Raw genomic sequence first — 17,009 nt, 5'->3', positions numbered from 1 at the left:
GACGACCGAACGACCTATTCGTCGGGCGAACGCGCGGCCAGAACTGGCATCTCCTCGATCCGTTCGGGCGGGAGCGCCCCCCAGTCGACGCCGTCGGGACGGTCGTCGGGCGTCTCGGTCTCGACGGTGCGTTCGGGCGTGACTACCCAGTCCATCGGCACGTCGTGGGCGTCGACGGGGACCGAGGCCGACTCGACCGTGCCCGAGGGGCCGCCGACGACCTGCCGTTCGTGGACGGTCGTCACGACCGCCGTCCCGTCGCCGACCAGCCCCAGCTCCCGGAGGACGGCGAACTCCAGGTCGCTGAACCCCTCGCCTTTCCCGACTCGGGCGCCGTCCTCGGTGACGGCGACGCTCCCGGAGACGACGAGATCGATCTCCGGGACGGCCTCGGGGCCGACCTGGCTGGCGTGGTCCGCGACGTTCGAGACGGTGGGCGCCCGTTCGAGGTCGGCCAGTTCGGCGGGATCGAGTTCGTAGAAACACCGCTCGTCGCGTAGCCGCGGCACCGCCATGTAGACGGTCTTGCCCGCTCGCAGCGCACGGCGCCGGACGGGAAGCTGTGGCGCATCGGGGTTCGCCTTGACGATCTCGGCGTCACGCCAGATGTCGGTCTCGGCCAGCCGAGCGGCCGCTTCGTCGGCCCCGGCGACGTTCGGGATGCGCCCGTGTGGCGGAAACGGGAAGCGGGCGAGCCCCGCTTCGTCCAAGGTGTCCCACACGCGCTGGCGGATCGCTTGCTTGTCCATCGTCAGGAGGTCAGTTTCGCCTCGTCGGTCGTCGCGTCCAGTTCGGCCAGCCGCGCCCCACAGTCGACACACTGGACACCCACGACCTCGTGGACGCCACAGCAGGCCTCGACGGTGTCGCTGGTCTCGGCGACGGTCCCGCCACAGGCCGGGCACCGCTCGGTCAGCGTCCGGACGGTCCCGAGCGCGTCGAGTCGCTGTTCCAGGGGCACCGTCGGCCAGTCCTCGCGTCGCTCCCGGAGCACGGCGTCGGCCGCGAGGTCGACCGCCAGCGCGCTCTGTGAGGGCCAGTGGCGGACCCGTCGCTCGACGACGAAGGCCGGATACGGCTCGTCCTCGGGGGTGATCTCGGCCGGGGACACGTCGAACAGGGTCGCCAGGCCGTCCCGGACAGCCGACGCCTCGGCCGCCGGATCGACCCGCTCGGCGAGCGCCGACCGGAACTCGTCGGTCAGCGCCCGCTCGTCGTCGCCGCCTTCCACGACGCCGCCTTCCCGGAGATACTCGTCCACGTCGACGGCGTTCTCGCGGTGGTCTCTGACCCGCTCGATCGTCTCCCACTCCTGGTCGGCAGCCGGGTCCCGCGGTGACGCCGCCTCCTTCCCGAACGCCCGCAACACGGGTTCGGGGAGATACCGGGCCGTCAGCGCCGGCGTCCCGGGGACGAGATACCCCTTGAAGTAGATCGCCGCCAGCGAGAGGCCAAACAGGACGCCCCCGAGTTCGACCGCCAGGAGCGCCGCCGCGCTACAGCCGACCGCGGCGATCCCGAGGTTGAGGACCGTACACGGCCAGCAGCGGTTCTCGCCGGTGTACTCTGGGTGCTTGAGCCGTTCGGTCACCGACGCGCCGTCACTGCTCATAGCTCACGAGTGGGGCGGCCCGCTGGTAAAAGAGTCGGTCGCCCGGTCCTCGATGCGGATCGTCGTCTCCGCAGCGACACCCTTCCCGGCCGCGTCGGGCACGTTCAGCCGCGCCCCGATCGTGTACTCGCCGGGCCCTGCAGGCTCCCACTCGTCCTCGCTGACGCGAACGGACTGCTGCCAGGTCCGGGTGAAGGTCTTTCGCTCCCCGCGATCGAACGCGAACTCCCCGGGCTCGTCGGCGATCGTCCGCTCGACGTGGGACGCCTCCGGCACGCCGTCGACGTGCCAGGTCCACAGCAGCGGCGATTCGGTCGTCAGCGTCACCGGGATCGGGAGGGCGTTGCGCAGCGTCACCCGGATCGGGACGGCCTCCCCGACCGCGAAGTCGGGCTTCGGTGTCTCGACGCCGACCGACAGCGCCCGGTAGCACAGCCACTCCGGGACGAGCAGGCTGCTCAGGCGCTTGCCGGGCACCGACCGCATCGCCTGGGGCTTGACCTCGTCGCGCTCGTTGGGGGCAAACGAGTCGTCGTCGTCCCGGGAGACGGCCCCCGACTCGTAGATTCGACGCATTACAGCGTGTAGGGTGTCGGTCCTGGAAACTGTTTCGAGGGGTCAGTCGTCGGCGGCCGCGCCGCCGGTCGCGCTTGCGTGATCGTCGTCGAACTGGTCCTCGTACAGCAGACAGGCGATCGAGTGGCCCTCGGCGGGCTCGATCATCTCGGGGTGCTGTCGCTCGCAGGGCGACTCGAAGGCCTCGTTCAGGTCCGCGGTCGCGCCCGACAGGTCGCCCGCGTGGAGGTCGTCGATGGCGGCCGAGAGTTCGTCTTCCGCCTGCGGGTCCGGTACCCGTTCGGGGAGGTCGAACTCCTCGCGGACCAGCGCACCCAGCGTCGCCCGGTCGGCCTCGGCCGGGTCGTCGGTCTCCTCGGAGACGGCTGTGACCGACTCCAGACCGTCGGCCTGGCGAAGCCGGAGCTTCAGGTCCATGATCGACCGCCAGACTTCCTGTGGCATGTCGTAGCCCTCGGGCTGGATGATCTCGGGACAGCGGGTGTGGAACCGACAGCCCGACGGCGGGTCCATCGGCGACGGGACGGTGCCGGGCAGGAAGATCTCCTCGCCCTCCCAGAGCGGGTCGGGTTCGGGGACCGCGGACAGCAGCGCCTCCGTGTAGGGGTGATACGGCGGCTCGAACACGTCCCGCGTCGTCCCGACCTCGGCGAACTCGCCCAGGTACATCACGCCGATGCGGTCGGAGATGTGCTCGACCACGCTCAGGTCGTGGGCGATGAAGATGTACGACAGCCCGAGCTCTTCCTGGAGCTCCTCCAAGAGGTTGAGGATCTGGGCCTGCACCGAGACATCCAGCGCCGACACCGGTTCGTCACAGATGATGACTTCGGGGTCGACAGCCAGCGCCCGGGCGATGCCGATCCGCTGGCGCTGGCCGCCCGAGAACTCGTGTGGGTAGCGGTGGGTGTGGCTGGGGTTCAGACCGACGGTCTCCAGCAGGTCGTAGATCCGCTGGGTCCGTGCCTTGCCGGAGGCGATGTCGTGGATGTCCAGCGGTTCGCCGATGATGTCTCCGACCGTCAACCGCGGGTTCAGGCTGGCGAAGGGGTCCTGAAAGATGTACTGGAGGTCCTTCCGGAGGTCACGGAGTTCGCTCGACCCCATCTCCGTGAGGTCGTCGCCGCGGTAGTACACCGAGCCGTCGGTCGGTTCGGTGAGTCGCAACAGGGTCCGTCCGAGCGTCGTCTTCCCGCAGCCGCTCTCGCCGACCACGCCCAGCGTCTCGCCTTCCATGAGTTCCAGGTCGACGCCGTCGACGGCCTTGACGTACTGGTCGCCGCCGAGCAGGCTGTCGAGGAAGCCGCTGGAGGCGTCGTAGTACTTCGTGACGTTCTCCGCGCGGAGGATCGGTTCCTCACCAGGCATCCTGTTCCTCCTCGATGGTTCCGTCGTCGGCGCTGTCCTCGCCATCGCCGGCAACGTCGAGTTCACCGTCGACGACGACTTCGTAGTCGAGGTCACCGTCCAGGTCGCCGGTGTAGGCCAGACAGGCGCTGGCGTGGTCGGCGTCGTCGTCGGCGGGCTCGCCGGTCTCGGGGTCGACCAGCCCCGGCTGTTTGCGCGTACAGGACTCCTCGGCGTAGGGACAGCGCGGGTGGAAGCTACAGCCCGGCGGCACCTCCACGAGGTCCGGCATCGTCCCCGGGATGGTCTGGAGTCGCTCGCGGGTGTCGCCGATCCGGGGGATCGAACTCATCAGCCCCACGGTGTAGGGGTGTTTCGGGTCGTAGTACAGCTCTTCGACCGGCGCCTTCTCGACCGGGCGGCCGGCGTACATCACCATCACGCGCTCGCAGGTCTTCGCCACGACGCCCAGATCGTGGGTGATCAGCTGGACCGCGGTGTCGAACTCGTCGGCCAGATCCTCGATCTGGTCGAGGATCTTCGCCTCGGTGGTCACGTCGAGCGCGGTCGTGGGCTCGTCGGCGATCAACAGGTCCGGGTCACAGGACAGCGCCATCGCGATGACGGCCCGCTGTTGCATCCCGCCGGAGAACTCGTGTGGGTAGTCGTCGTACCGGCTCTCGGCGTCGGGGATCCCGACGCGGTCAAGCAGGCGGACCGTCCGATCGCGGGCGGCCGCGTCGTCGTAGTCCATGTGGTGACGGATCGCCTCGGCGATCTGCTCGCCGACGGAGTAGACGGGGTTGAGCGCGGTCTGTGCGTCCTGGAAGATCATCGCGATCTCGTTGCCCCGCACCGACCGGACCTCCTCCTCGCTCATCGAGAGGATGTCCTCGCCTTTGAACCGGATCTCGCCGCTCTCGATCCGGCCTGGGTCCTCGATGAGCCGCATCAGCGAGAGGGCGGTGACGCTCTTGCCGGCGCCGCTCTCGCCGACGACGCCGAACGTCTCGCCGGCCTCGATGCGATAGGAGAGGCCGTCTGCGGCCGTGACGATCCCGTCTTCGGTGTAGAAGTTCACCGTGAGGTCGTCGACTTCCAGCAGGCTCATCCGCCGCCTCCCTGGTCGACGTTGCCGACCTCCTGGGCGTCTAAGGCGTCGTTGACCCCGTCACCGATCATGTTCATCGCCATCACGAACAGGAAGATGGCGCCGCCGGGGAACACGGTCGCCCACCAGGGAATCGTTCCGGTCGGCCCCTGGATCAGCGTCTCGCGGGTCTGGTCGAGCATCGTCCCCCACTCGGGGGTGCCGGGCTCGAAGCCCAGGCCGAGGAAGCCAAGCGCGGCGACGCCGATGACGACCGTCCCGATGGCAAGCGAGGCCTGGACGATCAGCGGCGCCATGGCGTTGGGAACGATGTGGCGGAAGATGACCGACCGGTCGCGCGCACCGAGCGCCTGGGCGGCCAGCACGTACTCGTTTTCCTTCACCGAGAGGATCTCGCCGCGGATGATCCGCGCGTAGCCGGTCCAGCCGGGCACGGAGAAGGCGATCACGAGCGGCCAGTACCCCCCGCCCAGCAGCGCGACGATGACCAGCGCCAGCACGAGACCGGGGAACGCGATCATCACGTCGACGAACCGCATCAACACCTCGTCGATCCAGCCGCCGTAGTAGGCGGCGACGGCCCCGTAGACGAGGCCAAACGTGGCCGTGATTCCGACGACGACGAAGCCGATAGAGATGCTGCGTCGACCGCCGACGAGCACCCGGGAGAACAGGTCACGCCCGGAGGCGTCGGTCCCCATCGGGTGTGCCAGCGTCGGCGGATCGTACCGACCCACGTCCGCTGTGGGGTCCAGATACAGGATGTTGCTCGGGTCGTAGGGCGCGATGGAGATGGGCTGGACGGGGATCCCGCCGACGGTGATCGGGCGGGCGAGGATCGCCAGCAGCGACATCGCCGTGACGACGACGACGCCGAGCATGGCGACCCGGTTCTGACGGAACCGCCGCAACGCCCGGCGCCACCGACTCACCGTCTCGCCACCCGTGGCTTCGCTCCAGTCCGACAGTGCTTCTCGTTCGGTCACTTGGTCCGTGTCGAACCCGGTTACCCGGATCCGTCCTCGTTCAGTTGACATTGTCAATCGTACCTGATCCGTGGGTCCAGCACCGCGTACATGATGTCGGCCGCGAGGTTCGCCAGGATGATCGCGACCCCGATAAAGAGGGTGATCGCCAGGATGAGGTCGATCTCGCGGTTCCTGACGGCGCCGACGAGTGCCTGTCCAAGCCCCGGCCAGCCAAAGACCGACTCGACGACGACAGAGCCGGCGACGATGCTCGCGGTCAGGAAGGCGGCCACCGTCGTCACCGAGATCAGCGAGTTCCGGAGGACGTGTTTGAGCACGACCGTGCGTTCGGGCAGGCCCTTGGCGCGGGCGGCGGTGACGTACTCCTTGTTCATCTCCTCGGCCATCGACGAGCGCATGATTCGCATCAGCGTCGACGCCGACGCGGTACCGATGGTGATGCCCGGGAGGAGGAGATACCACAGCGTTTCGGGGTGATACAGCGGCTTTCGCGGTGGCAACACCGGCCACGCGCCGACGATGAGCGAGCCGACCAGAATCAACATCAGGCCGAGCCAGAAGTTCGGGATCGAGATGCCCGACAGCGCCACGAAGCGACTGACGTGGTCACCGAGTTCGTCCTTCCGGACGGCGGCGTAGATCCCGGTCGGGATGGCGATGACGACCGCGAACACCCAGCCGAACAGCCCCAGCGCGATCGTCTCGGGGAGCCGTTCGACGATCACGTCGCTGACGGCGCGGTCGGTCGCGATGACCGTCCCGAAGTCGCCCCGTAACACGTCGGTCAGCCACTGGATGTACTGCGACCAGATCGGGTCGTTCAGCCCGTACCGGGCGCGGAGGCGGGCCTCCTCGGCCGGCGAGATGTCCGGGTTCAACGCCACCACTACGTCGATCGGATCACCCGGCGTCAACTGGACGAGCGCGAACGTGATCACCGAGACACCGAACAGTATCGGGAACACCAACAACAACCGCTTGACGATGAAGCGTCGCAGGCTCATGTTCGGACTCGACCGTTACTGGTCGAGGTAGGTGACCTGTTGGTCGGGTGCGTTGTACATCGCGTACCCGACAACGTCCTGGGTACTCGGGTAGGTGTTGAACCCCTTGACGGAGTCGTTGACGACACCTACCAGTGTGCTGTGGGTCCCGTAGGAGTTGGCGTTCTGTTCGAGGATGGTCTCCCAGACCGTCTCGTAGCGCTCGGCACGGAGGGAGGCGTCCTCGACGACATCGACGCCGTAGCGTGCCTCGCGGAGCTGCTGGTTGAGGTCCTGGATGTCGATGTTCTGGAAGTTACAACACTGAGCGAAGTTGTCCGGGTGGTGGACCGACTTCGCGTAGCCGTGGGGGTTGAACCCGCCCGAGAGCCCGATGAAGGCGAGCTTGCCCTCCTCCCAGTAGTTCTCGCTGAGCAGTTGGCTGATGAACGTGAGGAACTCCTTGGTGTTGACAGTCACGTCGAAAAACTCCGTCTGGTTCATCGACTCGGCGATGAGTTCGACGGTGCGGACGCGGTCGTCGTTGTCGGAGTTCGTCTCCAGCGTGACCTCGATCGGTGTCTCGATCCCCATCTCGTCGACGGCTTCCTGGGCGAGCTGGGTAGCCTCCTCGGTGTCGTAGGTGTTGTAGCTCTGGAGGTTCTCGACCATCGCGTCGTAGTCGGTCGAACCGGCACCCGCCGCGAGCGGCGGGAGCGGGACCCAGGCGGGCTTCTCCCAGCCCTGGAAGATCTCGTCGGAGATCGTCTGGCGCGGGATGAGCTTGTTCACGGCGCGGCGGAGCTTCGCGTTGGTCCAGGGTTCCTGGCGGACCGGGAACTGCATGAACGTGTAGCCGGCGCCGTTTGTCGGGGCGGTCCGGAAGCCGTCCGACTCCTGGTAGTTCGTCAGCGTGCTGGCGGTCAGGCCGAAGGCCATGTCGATCTCGTCGTTCTGGAGCGCGGCCGACCGCTGTGCGTCCGAGGGAATGATCGAGATGTCGACCTCGTCGACGGCCGGGCCGTTCGGGAACTCGGAGGGGCCGTCGAACCAGTCTTTCATCCCGGTCTCGAACCAGTGGTCTTCGAACGCCGTGAAGCGGACGAAGTCCTCGTTTGCGAACTCGGCGAGCTGGAACGGGCCGGTTCCCAGCGGGGTGTTCCCCTGTCGGGGGTCCATCTGCCCCAGTTCGAGGTTGTCGGTGATCTCGGAGGGGTAGATCGGGAACTCACCCAGTTCGCGGATCGCGGCGGCGTCGGGCGTCTGAGCGTAGAGGTCGACGGTGTAGTCGCCGTCGGCGGCGATGTGGAGCAGGGAGTCGTACACCTGTCCCGAGAGACTGGAGTTCTGGAGGCGGTTGTAGGAGGCGACCACGTTGTCGGCGGTCATCTCCTCACCGTTGTGGAAGGTGACTCCCTCGTGGAGCTGGAACTGGAAGTGCATCCCGTAGGTGCCGTCGGCGACGGCGTCGGCCGCTTCGTCGACGGTGAGGATGCGGGCCTCGTCGCCGCCCGAGGGGCTGTCGGGGTTGTCCGGGTCCTGGATGACGATCTGTTTGTCCGTGTCGATGAACACGGCGCCCTCCTCGCCTTCGGCGTAGGGGGCTGTCGTCATGTAGTCGGTGTAGTCGGCCGGGCTCGCCTCCTGTACGTCGACTCGCTCGTAGGACTCGGCGAGCCACGAGTAGATCTCGCCGCTGGCGCTGGTCGTGGTCAGCCCCTCGAAGATGAGATTGTGCATGATCGACGCCTGTGCGGAGGTACTCTCGGCGAACTCGAACGTGTCGGGGTTGGCACCGACTGCCGTCCGGAAGCTTCCGCCTTCCTGGATCTCGCTGGGGGTAACTTCGACCCGGTCCTGGACGGGGTCGATAGAGCCGCCGCCACCGCCACCGCTGCCGCCGTCGCCTTGACAGCCGGCCATCGCAGCGGCGGCGATACCGGCCGCGCTCTGCATGAGTCGTCGTCGGGACAGTCCATCAGGGAGGACATCTTCAGGTACGTTAGTCATTGTGGGATCTCCTGAGCTACATTGACACTGAGACGCCTAAATTAAGAATGTTATGTGTGTTTATACTGGACGCAAACGCTGTAATGCGGTGAGGACATCGAGACGAACACCCGAAATACGTGTTGGTAATGCAACTGGCGGTTGGCCGACATCGGACGGCGCCGACCGGCCGGTCGAACCGTTATCGATGTCGCGCGAGCAGCGCACACGCGAGCAGCGCGAGGACGGCGGCGACAGCGGTGAAGCCGGGGCCGTTACCGCTCGTCGTCGGTTCGGCTGTGGTAGTCGTACCCTGATCGGGGGTCGCGGTCGCCGGTGATGTCGGGGTAGCAGTTGCTCGGTCGGTCGGAGTCACAGTCGACTGCGCTGTCGGAGTCGTCGTCGCCTGTTCGTCGTCCGACACAACCGATGAATCGGACCCATCGTCGTTCACGTCACCGGAGTCGTCCGCTGGCGCGGAGCCGCCACCGTTGCCCGATTCGTCGGGGGACTGAGTGGGAGTGGGGGTCGAGGTCGCTGTCGGTGTGGGCTCGGGAATCGGAGTCGCCGTGGGAGTGGACCCGCCGACCGCCGACCGCGGGACGTAACTGTCCTCGCTGTAGGCCTGTGGGTAGAACTGGCTGGTCAGGCTGTGTGCAGCACGGACGACGCTGCGGGGCGCCGGTTGGTTGAGATGTCTCGTCTGAACCTGGACAGTCGCGTTCCGCTGGCCGGCGGTCGTGCTCGCGTAGGGTTGTTGCTGGACGATACCGGGGTTGCGCGTCACCACGAGGACTTCGGGATCGAGTTGCAGGATGACCTCGCTGCTCAACTGGGGGTAGCCGGTGTGGCTCCGTGCGGCGACGTTGTCTCCGCCCGACAACTGGATCAGCGAGTTGATGAACGTGTCGTCGGCGGCGACGAACCCGCTCCCGAGCGGGTAGAGGACTCTCGGACGGCTGTCGATGCCGTCGGTCGTGTCCCTGATCGCGTTGACGTTGGCGTTCATCCAGGCGTTGGCCTGCTCAGCGCCCTGACAGTTACCGGTCAGTCGACCGATCGTGTTCGTCTTCTCGCTGATGGTGTCGATGTTCGTCGCGGCCCGGAGGTGGTAGACTTTCAGCCCCGCGTCGCGGAGCGGCCGCACGTCCCTGGCGCTGGCGTTCGGCGCGAGAACCAGATCCGGGTTCGTTCCGACGACTTTCTCGACGTTGACGCCGAACCCAGCGGAGACGTTCGTCCGCTGGTCGGCCCCGTCGAGATACGAGGCGTACTGGGTGAGTCCGACGACCTGTTCGCGGCCGCCGATCTCCCACATCGTCTGGGCGGCCGAGGGGTTGGTGGTCGTCACGCGCTCGGGCGGTTCCTCGATCGTTACTTCGGTCCCGGTCGCGTCGGTGATCGTGACCGGGAAGCTACAGTGGGAACTCGTCGTGGTCGCGGCAGTCGCCGTCGGCACGGCGGCGACCGCAGACACCACGAGAAGCAGTCCGACACACAGCGTCGTGTACCGTCTCATCGTATACGAGGGAACACAGGAACAATAAATATTTACCTACTCCAACTCAGCTTTCGAACATGCATACGACGGGGCGCGCACTCGGCTGGTCCAGCGGGCTCGGCTGCCTGTTGCTCGTCGTCGTCACGGTGAGTGCGGGTATCGGCCCCGTCTGGATCCCGCCGGCGGACGTGGGGAAGGTCCTGCTGAACGCCGTCGCCGTCCCCACGAGCGTCTCCGTCGCCGGAGGGAGCCCCGAACTCACCACGGCGCCGCTGTTCCAGTTTCCCGTCGAAGACCTCCAGCGCCAGATCGTCATGCAGGTCCGCCTCCCGCGGATCGTCCTGGGGGCGGTCGTCGGCTTCTCGCTGTCGGCCGCCGGGACGGTGATGCAGGGCGTGTTCCGGAACCCGATGGCCGACCCCTCGATCATCGGCGTCTCCTCCGGAGCGGCCGTCGGCGCCGTCGGGTTCATCGTGCTCCCCGTCGCGCTCCCCTGGGGGCTTGGACTACGGGCCGCGGCCTTCGCCGGCGCCTTGCTCGCCGCGTTCGGCGTCTACCTCATCGCGACTCGCAACGGCCAGACTCCCGTCGCGACGCTGCTGCTGGCCGGCGTCGCGGTCCAGACGTTCCTGGGTGCGGTGGTCTCCTTTCTGCTCCTCCAGAGCGGGGAGAGCATGCGCCGGGCCGTGTTCTGGCTGATGGGCCACCTCGCGAACACCGCCTGGGCCGATGTCGGGGTCAGCACGGCGTTCGTCGTCGCTCCGTTCCTCGCACTGCTCGTGTACACACGGGACTTGAACGTCCTCCTCCTGGGCAGCGAGGACGCCCACGCCCTCGGCGTCGAGGTCGAGCGAAGCAAGCGGGTTCTCTTGGCCGGGTCGGCGGTCGTCACGGCCGCCGGCGTGGCCGTGTCGGGCGTCATCGGCTTCGTCGGCCTCATCGTCCCCCACGCGATGCGGCTCGTCGTCGGACCGGACCACCGCGTGCTCCTGCCGACGGCGGCGCTCGCGGGGGCCTCGTTCCTCGTCGCCACGGACACCCTCGCCCGGTCGGGCAGCGCGGAGATCCCCGTCGGGATCGTCACGGCCGCACTCGGCGCGCCCTTCTTCCTGTATCTGCTGCGCAAACGGGAGGTCCACGAGCTGTGACCTGTCCCATCGTCGAGACGACGGACCTGTCGGTGTCGATCGCCGAGCAGGAGATCCTCTCGGGGATCGACCTGGCCGTCGCCGAGGGCTCACTCGTCGGGCTGGTCGGTCCCAACGGGGCCGGGAAGACGACGCTGCTGCGAACCGTCGGCGGCACGCTCGTCCCCGACGAGGGACGCGTCACCGTCGCCGACCACGAGGTCCACGAGCGCAGCGCCAGCGAGATCGGCCGGCTGATCGCCCGACTCCCACAGTCGACCTCGCTGTCGTTCGACTTCACCGTCGAGCAGGTCGTCGAGATGGGACGGACGCCACATCTGGGGCGGTTCGAGCGCGCCGGCTCCGACGACCAGGCGGCCATCGAGCAGGCGATGGAGCGGGCCGAGGTCGCCGAGTTCGCCGACCGGCGCGTGACCTCGCTGTCGGGCGGCGAACGCCAGCGGGTCCTCCTGGCGCGGGCGCTGGCCCAGTCGACGCCGGTGTTGCTGCTGGACGAACCGACCGCCAGCCTGGACATCAACCACGCCGTCCGGACGCTGGAACTGGTCGCCGACCTCGTCGCGGACGGCAAGACGGCCGTCGCCGCCATCCACGACCTCAACCTCGCGGCGCGGTACTGCGACGAACTCGTGTTGGTCGCGGGCGGTGAGATCCGGGCCGCCGGCCCGCCCGAAGACGTGCTGGGCGCCGAGACGCTGGGCGAAGCGTTCGACGCCAACGCCCTCGTCACGGACCACCCCGTGACCGACGCGCCGCTGGTGACGCCCCTGCCCGCACGGACCGCCGGGACGGCCGACGCACGCGTCCACGTCGTCGGGACCGGCCAGTCGGCGGCGACGGCGCTGTCCCGCCTCGCGGGCGCCGGGTTCGAGGTGACACTCGGTGTCGCTCCCGCGGGCGATGTCGCGACCGACCGTGCGGCGGCACTGGACTGTGTGGCGGTGACCGTCCCAGCGTTCGCCGGCATCGACGACGGCACCCGGGAGCGCGCGGTCGAACTGGCGGACCGGGCCGACGCCGTCGTGACGGCCGGCGACGTTGCACCCGGAAACCGCCCGGTCGTCGACGCCGCCGAGACGGTCGTCGCCGGCGACGGAGACGCCGACGCCGTCCTCTCTCGACTCCGTGCCGAACTCGACAGCGACCACCCGCGTCGGTCCCAGCCCCCGCCGGCACAGGACGACTGACCGCACGACTCAACACCGTCGACTCCCAACCGACGCCGTGGACGAGACTATCGACTGGCTCCGTGACCGCCCTTACTACGAGGGCCAGATCGCCGACCAGCGGACGGTGCCCGGCCGGGAGGCGACCGTCGCCGACTGCGATCTCGAATCCCGGCTGGCGACCGTCCTCGCCGACGAGGGGATCGACTCGCTGTACGCCCACCAGACCGCCGCCATCGAGGCGACACGCGACGGCGACAACGTCGTCCTGGCGACCGAGACGGCAAGCGGCAAGAGCCTCGCCTACACCGTCCCGGCGTTCGAGCGCGCGCTGGACCGGCGTGGGACCACGCTGTACGTCGCCCCGCAGGTCGCGCTGATCAACGACCAGACCGAGACCCTCTCGGAGTTGGCTCAGGGGCTCGGTTTCGCCTCCGGCGTCTCGGTCGCCCAGTACACCGGCCGGCAGTCGAAGTCCGAGAAGGAGGCGATCCGCGAGCGCCAACCGACGGTGCTGTTGACGACGCCTGACATGCTCCACTACGGGATTCTCCCCCACGGGCACCGGCTGTGGGACTGGTTCTTCCAGCGGTTAGAGACCGTCGTCGTCGACGAAGTCCACGGCTACCGGGGGATCTTCGGCAGCCACGTCGCGCTCGTCTTCCGCCGCCTCCAGCGGCTCGCAGAGCGGTTCGACAACGACCCCGACTGGATCTGTTGCTCGGCGACGATCGGTAACCCGGTCGAACACGCCGCGGCGGTCACCGGTCGCCCGGCGTCGTCGTTCGCGCTCGTCGACGAGGACACGAGCGCGAGCGGGCCGCGCCACTGGCTGCTGTGGAACCCGCCCGAGTACGAGTCCGACGGTGGCTGGGGCAGCGGCCGCCGGCGGTCCAGCCACGTCGAGACCAAGCGGCTGTTCGTCGATCTCGTCGAGCGGGGCTACCAGACAGTCGTCTTCGCGGGCTCGCGCCAGACCGCCGAGCGCTACGCCGACGAGAGCGCCGGCGACCTGCGGGACCGGGGCGAGTACGACCTCGCGAACGCGGTCGGCGCCTACCAGGCGGCCCTGACCGACGAACGCCGCCGAGACCTCGAATCCCGACTCCAGTCGGGCGACCTCCGGGGAGTGTGGTCGACCAGCGCACTGGAGTTAGGCGTCGACGTAGGCGGGCTGGACGCCGTGCTACTGGACGGCTACCCCGGCACGCGGATGCGCGCGTTCCAGCAGGCCGGCCGCGCGGGCCGCGGGATCGACCCCGCGCTCGTGGTGCTGGTCGGCGGCGAGGACCAACTGGACCAGTTCGTCATGCGGACGCCGGCGGAACTGTTCGAGAAACCGCCCGAGCAAGCCGTCACGAACCCGGAGAACGAGCAGTTGCTCCCCGATCACGTCCACGCGGCCGCCCGCGAGAACTGGCTCTCGCCCGACGACGACCGGCACTTCGGGGGCACGTTCCCCGACGTGGTCGCGGCGCTCGAAGCCGAGGGGACGCTGGACCGCCGGACGACCGACGACGGCGTCCGCTGGCTCGCGAACGGCTCGCCCCACCACGACATGAGCCTGCGGACCGTCGACGACCGCGACGTGAAACTGGTCGCCGACGGCGACGTGCTGGCGACTCTCCCCTTCGAGGACGCGTTACGGGACGCCCACCCCGGCGCGATCTATCACCACCAGGGGCGGCGCTACGAGGTGACCGACCTCGACCTCTCGGCGGGCGTCGCCGAACTCGACCGGACGTGGGCGGACTATTTCACACGTGTGCGCCACGACAAGACGATCACCGTCGAGGAAGACCACGACGAGCGAGCCTTCGACGCGCGGCCGGACGTGCCCGTCCGTTTCGCCTCGGTGACGATGCGCAAGCAGATCACCGGCTATGAGCGCCGCGACGGTTCCTCCGGCGAGGTGCTGGGCCAGCGGCCCCTGGACCTCCCGGAGACGACACTGGAGACGACGGCGCTGTACTACACCGTCCCCGAGGACATCGAGACCGAGATCCGCCGGGTGACCGCCGAAGGCGGCGACACCGACGGCGGACAGCCCACCGACGCCGCGCCGGCGGGTGACTTCCCCGGTTCGATCCACGCGGCCGAACACGCGATGATCTCGCTGTTTCCATTCCAGTATCTCTGTGACCGGGGCGACATCGGCGGGCTGTCGACGCCGCGACATCCACACACGGGCGAGCCGACGATCTTCGTGTACGACGGCTACCCCGGTGGTATCGGATTGACTCGCGCCGGCTACGAGGAGATCGACGCCCTCGCACGGACCACGCTCACGATGCTCCGTGGCTGTGGCTGTGCCGACGGCTGTCCGGCCTGCGTGCAGTCGCCCCACTGTGGCAACGCGAACGACCCGCTCGACAAGGCCGGTGCGATCGCGCTGCTGGACGGGCTCACGGGCGAGGACCGCTGACGAAGCGACTCACGGAACGATGTGGATGCGTCCGTCGCGGTAAATCGTGACCGTACAGCCCCCGTAGGTGAACGTCGCGCGATCGGTGGCAGCCCCCGTCGGCTGCTCGGGCCGGAACAGCGTCTCCAGCGCGTCGGGCTCGACCACATCCGCCAGTGGCGTGGTCGTCGAGACATCGTCGCCGGTCAGTGCCGCGACAGCAGTACAGACAGTGTAGTGCAGCGGGGTCGATCCACTCCAGTCGTGGTGGGTGTGGTAGGTTCCCGTCGCCGGATCGTACCCCCGTCGGCGCTCCGTTGTTCCGTTCGGTGCCGTCATTGTGGTGTGTATCTCTCGGTTCAGGACACACCACCTTTGTTAGCTGGAGCCATTCGAGACACTGTGACAGCTTACCAGACCGATAGCAGCCGGCTATCGGATTCCTTCGTGTGTAACCGAACGCCGGTCGTCGACCCTCCGGAAGGAGTCCTCGCCAGTCGTGCTCCGAGACCGCGTCCCTGGCCCGAACGAGACTCGATACTGACACGAACCCGGAACGACGACCGACGCCAGTGTCCTCAGCCGCCCCACTCCGCCGTCGGGATGGTCACCGTCACCGCGTTCCCGTCGGTAGCTCTGTCGAAACTGACTGCGCCGTCGGCATGAGTCACGACCCACTGCGTGATCCACAACCCCAGTCCCGTGCTGTGGCTCAGTTGGTCGACCGTCCGCTGGCCCGTCAGCACCTCCACCTCGAACTCCGGTATCGCGGGACACTCGTCGACGACACGGATCCGTGCCTCGCCGTCGACTATCCGAACGCTGACATCTACGTGGGGTGTGGACCGACTGCTGTGACTGATCGCGTTCTCTAGTAACTCCGTAATCGCGTGGTTGACGTTGTCTGTCGCCGACCCGACGACGCCGTCTTCGATGTCGGCCTCGATCGACGCCGCCGGGTACTGCCTGGAGAGCGCCTCGACTTCGGACCGGACGACCTCGCCGAGATCGACCGGCCGGACCTCCGGTTCGCCGACCATGATCTTCAGGATCGTCTGTTGCTTGTCCAGTTGCTCGATCAGTCCGAGCGCGGCGTCAAGGATACACTGCCCCGCTTCGGGCGCGGCCCCCGGGTTGTCGATGAGGTACTCCGCCCGACCGCTGATCACGTTGAGTTGGTTTCGCAGGTTGTGCCGGACGAGGTGGGTGACGATTCGCAACTGTCGCTCCCGTTCTTTCCGGTCGGTTATCTCCTGTGCAACGCCGAGTAGCCCTCGCGTGCCCCTCGTCTCGTCCTCCCAGCGGTCCTTCGAGGTCAGGAACCAGCGACCGCTTTCGGCGTAGTACTCCTCCTTGTTGTGTATCGGCTCGCCGGTCTCGATCACGGAGATGTCGTCCTCGTACGGTTCGCGTGCCTCGGCGTCGGGAACGACCCCGTCGATGTCCCGCCGGCCGAGGTACTCGTCGCTCCTGCGGTGGATGCGGTGTGAGATCGCGCTCTCGCTCACGACGACGTGCCGACCGCACTCGTCCTTGACGAACATGTGCTGTGGGATGCCGGTAAAAAACTGGTCGAAGAGCGTGGCTTTCCAGTCGTTCATCGACCGCGCGTCAGGGAAGGGGACGCCCGCGATCTCCGGGTCGTTCGTCTCCGGGATCACGGCCGCTACCGCCCCGGCCAACTCCGCTGCGGACTCGTCGCTGTCGGTGACGGGGACAACGTCGGCGAACGGTTCGCTGACGGCCTCGACCGGGACAGTGCCGTCGCTCGCGGCGACAGCGAGGACGACGGGCGGGTCGGGCCGGTCGGTCGTGGACTGATCCAGCAGTTCGACGGCGGTGCCGCCGGATATCTCGAACCCCGCGACGAGACAGTCGATCGATTCGTCCCGGCGTGCCAGCGCTTCGGAGAGCGTCTCGGCGACTTCGACGGAAAGAGCCGGTCGCTGGTGCCGTAGCTGGTCCGGGTGGATCGTCCAGTCCTGTTTCGGCTGCACGTACAGAATACGCTGGTCCGATCCCCCCGAAGAACTGGACATGCCGTTGATGGGTTGGCCGGGGGCATTAACTCTCGGTTTTCGTGGGGCTAAAACAACCCTCGAACTGGCGATTTCGCGTCTGCGTTGTGACCTCGCCCCGATCAGCCGACTCGCTCGTCTAAAATCAGCCTCGAATCGGCGGAT

Annotated in this window: 14 protein-coding genes; 3 read left to right on the top strand and 11 right to left on the bottom strand. The window is 67.8% G+C overall.

Annotation, left to right across the window (positions count from 1 at the left end):
- Positions 1-14: 14 nt before the first annotated feature.
- From P1L40_RS04150 to P1L40_RS04110, 9 genes are all read right to left on the bottom strand, one after another.
- Positions 15-749 carry a 5-formyltetrahydrofolate cyclo-ligase gene (locus tag P1L40_RS04150; RefSeq protein WP_284010053.1) on the bottom strand — a complete coding sequence of 245 codons (735 nt, stop codon included), beginning with the start codon at positions 747-749 and terminating at the stop codon, positions 15-17.
- 2 nt (positions 750-751) lie between these two features.
- Positions 752-1,612, bottom strand: coding sequence for a DUF8054 domain-containing protein (locus tag P1L40_RS04145; RefSeq protein ID WP_284010052.1), 861 nt, complete (start codon positions 1,610-1,612; stop codon positions 752-754).
- A 3-nt stretch (positions 1,613-1,615) separates the two neighbouring features.
- Positions 1,616-2,188 carry a DUF7974 family protein gene (locus P1L40_RS04140; protein ID WP_284010051.1) on the bottom strand — a complete coding sequence of 191 codons (573 nt, stop codon included), beginning with the start codon at positions 2,186-2,188 and terminating at the stop codon, positions 1,616-1,618.
- Between the two features lie 42 nt (positions 2,189-2,230).
- Complete coding sequence (locus P1L40_RS04135) at positions 2,231-3,556, bottom strand: ABC transporter ATP-binding protein (RefSeq protein WP_284010050.1); 1,326 nt, start codon at positions 3,554-3,556, stop codon at positions 2,231-2,233.
- Positions 3,546-4,646, bottom strand: a complete 1,101-nt coding sequence (locus P1L40_RS04130) for an ABC transporter ATP-binding protein (RefSeq protein WP_284010049.1) — start codon at positions 4,644-4,646, stop codon at positions 3,546-3,548. The genes P1L40_RS04135 and P1L40_RS04130 overlap by 11 nt, the downstream gene beginning before the upstream one ends.
- Positions 4,643-5,683, bottom strand: coding sequence for an ABC transporter permease (locus P1L40_RS04125; protein ID WP_284010048.1), 1,041 nt, complete (start codon positions 5,681-5,683; stop codon positions 4,643-4,645). Before P1L40_RS04125 ends, P1L40_RS04130 begins: the two co-directional genes overlap by 4 nt.
- A 2-nt stretch (positions 5,684-5,685) precedes the next feature.
- Entirely contained in the window at positions 5,686-6,639 is a 954-nt protein-coding gene (locus P1L40_RS04120) for an ABC transporter permease (protein ID WP_284010047.1), read from the bottom strand.
- 15 nt (positions 6,640-6,654) lie between these two features.
- Positions 6,655-8,628, bottom strand: a complete 1,974-nt coding sequence (locus tag P1L40_RS04115; protein WP_284010046.1) for an ABC transporter substrate-binding protein — start codon at positions 8,626-8,628, stop codon at positions 6,655-6,657.
- A gap of 181 nt (positions 8,629-8,809) precedes the next feature.
- The gene (locus P1L40_RS04110; RefSeq protein WP_284010045.1) at positions 8,810-10,126 is read right to left on the bottom strand and encodes a PGF-CTERM-anchored ABC transporter substrate-binding protein; all 1,317 of its coding nucleotides are present in this window, start codon (positions 10,124-10,126) and stop codon (positions 8,810-8,812) included.
- Positions 10,127-10,185: 59 nt separating this feature from the next.
- Between P1L40_RS04110 and btuC the strand changes: the two genes are divergently transcribed.
- From btuC to P1L40_RS04095, 3 genes are read left to right on the top strand one after another with little or no spacing between them, the layout of a single operon-like run.
- Complete coding sequence (gene btuC, locus P1L40_RS04105) at positions 10,186-11,256, top strand: vitamin B12 ABC transporter permease BtuC (protein WP_284010044.1); 1,071 nt, start codon at positions 10,186-10,188, stop codon at positions 11,254-11,256.
- A complete protein-coding gene (locus tag P1L40_RS04100) occupies positions 11,253-12,443 on the top strand; it encodes a heme ABC transporter ATP-binding protein (protein ID WP_284010043.1) in 1,191 nt (396 codons plus the stop codon). Before btuC ends, P1L40_RS04100 begins: the two co-directional genes overlap by 4 nt.
- A 37-nt stretch (positions 12,444-12,480) precedes the next feature.
- The gene (locus P1L40_RS04095) at positions 12,481-14,847 is read left to right on the top strand and encodes a DEAD/DEAH box helicase (RefSeq protein ID WP_284010042.1); all 2,367 of its coding nucleotides are present in this window, start codon (positions 12,481-12,483) and stop codon (positions 14,845-14,847) included.
- Positions 14,848-14,856: 9 nt separating this feature from the next.
- On the opposite strand, the gene P1L40_RS04090 is transcribed toward P1L40_RS04095, so the two are convergent.
- Together P1L40_RS04090 and P1L40_RS04085 are read right to left on the bottom strand one after the other, a co-directional pair.
- Positions 14,857-15,165, bottom strand: a complete 309-nt coding sequence (locus P1L40_RS04090) for a HalOD1 output domain-containing protein (RefSeq protein ID WP_284010041.1) — start codon at positions 15,163-15,165, stop codon at positions 14,857-14,859.
- 239 nt (positions 15,166-15,404) lie between these two features.
- Positions 15,405-16,865, bottom strand: a complete 1,461-nt coding sequence (locus P1L40_RS04085; RefSeq protein ID WP_284010040.1) for a sensor histidine kinase — start codon at positions 16,863-16,865, stop codon at positions 15,405-15,407.
- Positions 16,866-17,009 lie beyond the last annotated feature (144 nt).

This window comes from Haloarcula pelagica, assembly GCF_030127105.1.
Taxonomy (GTDB): Archaea; Halobacteriota; Halobacteria; order Halobacteriales; family Haloarculaceae; genus Haloarcula; species Haloarcula pelagica.
Note: the sequence above shows the minus strand (reverse complement) of the source record. Positions and strands in the feature narration are given on the sequence as shown.

What these genes read in the sequence shown, in the direction of transcription:
- P1L40_RS04130 (WP_284010049.1), bottom strand. Translation starts at nt 4,646, where the DNA reads ATGAGCCTGCTGGAAGTCGACGACCTCACGGTGAACTTCTACACCGAA.
- P1L40_RS04090 (WP_284010041.1), bottom strand. Translation starts at nt 15,165, where the DNA reads ATGACGGCACCGAACGGAACAACGGAGCGCCGACGGGGGTACGATCCG.
- P1L40_RS04150 (WP_284010053.1), bottom strand. Translation starts at nt 749, where the DNA reads ATGGACAAGCAAGCGATCCGCCAGCGCGTGTGGGACACCTTGGACGAA.
- P1L40_RS04085 (WP_284010040.1), bottom strand. Translation starts at nt 16,865, where the DNA reads ATGTCCAGTTCTTCGGGGGGATCGGACCAGCGTATTCTGTACGTGCAG.
- btuC (WP_284010044.1), top strand. Translation starts at nt 10,186, where the DNA reads ATGCATACGACGGGGCGCGCACTCGGCTGGTCCAGCGGGCTCGGCTGC.
- P1L40_RS04120 (WP_284010047.1), bottom strand. Translation starts at nt 6,639, where the DNA reads ATGAGCCTGCGACGCTTCATCGTCAAGCGGTTGTTGTTGGTGTTCCCG.
- P1L40_RS04115 (WP_284010046.1), bottom strand. Translation starts at nt 8,628, where the DNA reads ATGACTAACGTACCTGAAGATGTCCTCCCTGATGGACTGTCCCGACGA.
- P1L40_RS04135 (WP_284010050.1), bottom strand. Translation starts at nt 3,556, where the DNA reads ATGCCTGGTGAGGAACCGATCCTCCGCGCGGAGAACGTCACGAAGTAC.
- P1L40_RS04110 (WP_284010045.1), bottom strand. Translation starts at nt 10,126, where the DNA reads ATGAGACGGTACACGACGCTGTGTGTCGGACTGCTTCTCGTGGTGTCT.
- P1L40_RS04145 (WP_284010052.1), bottom strand. Translation starts at nt 1,612, where the DNA reads ATGAGCAGTGACGGCGCGTCGGTGACCGAACGGCTCAAGCACCCAGAG.
- P1L40_RS04125 (WP_284010048.1), bottom strand. Translation starts at nt 5,683, where the DNA reads ATGTCAACTGAACGAGGACGGATCCGGGTAACCGGGTTCGACACGGAC.
- P1L40_RS04140 (WP_284010051.1), bottom strand. Translation starts at nt 2,188, where the DNA reads ATGCGTCGAATCTACGAGTCGGGGGCCGTCTCCCGGGACGACGACGAC.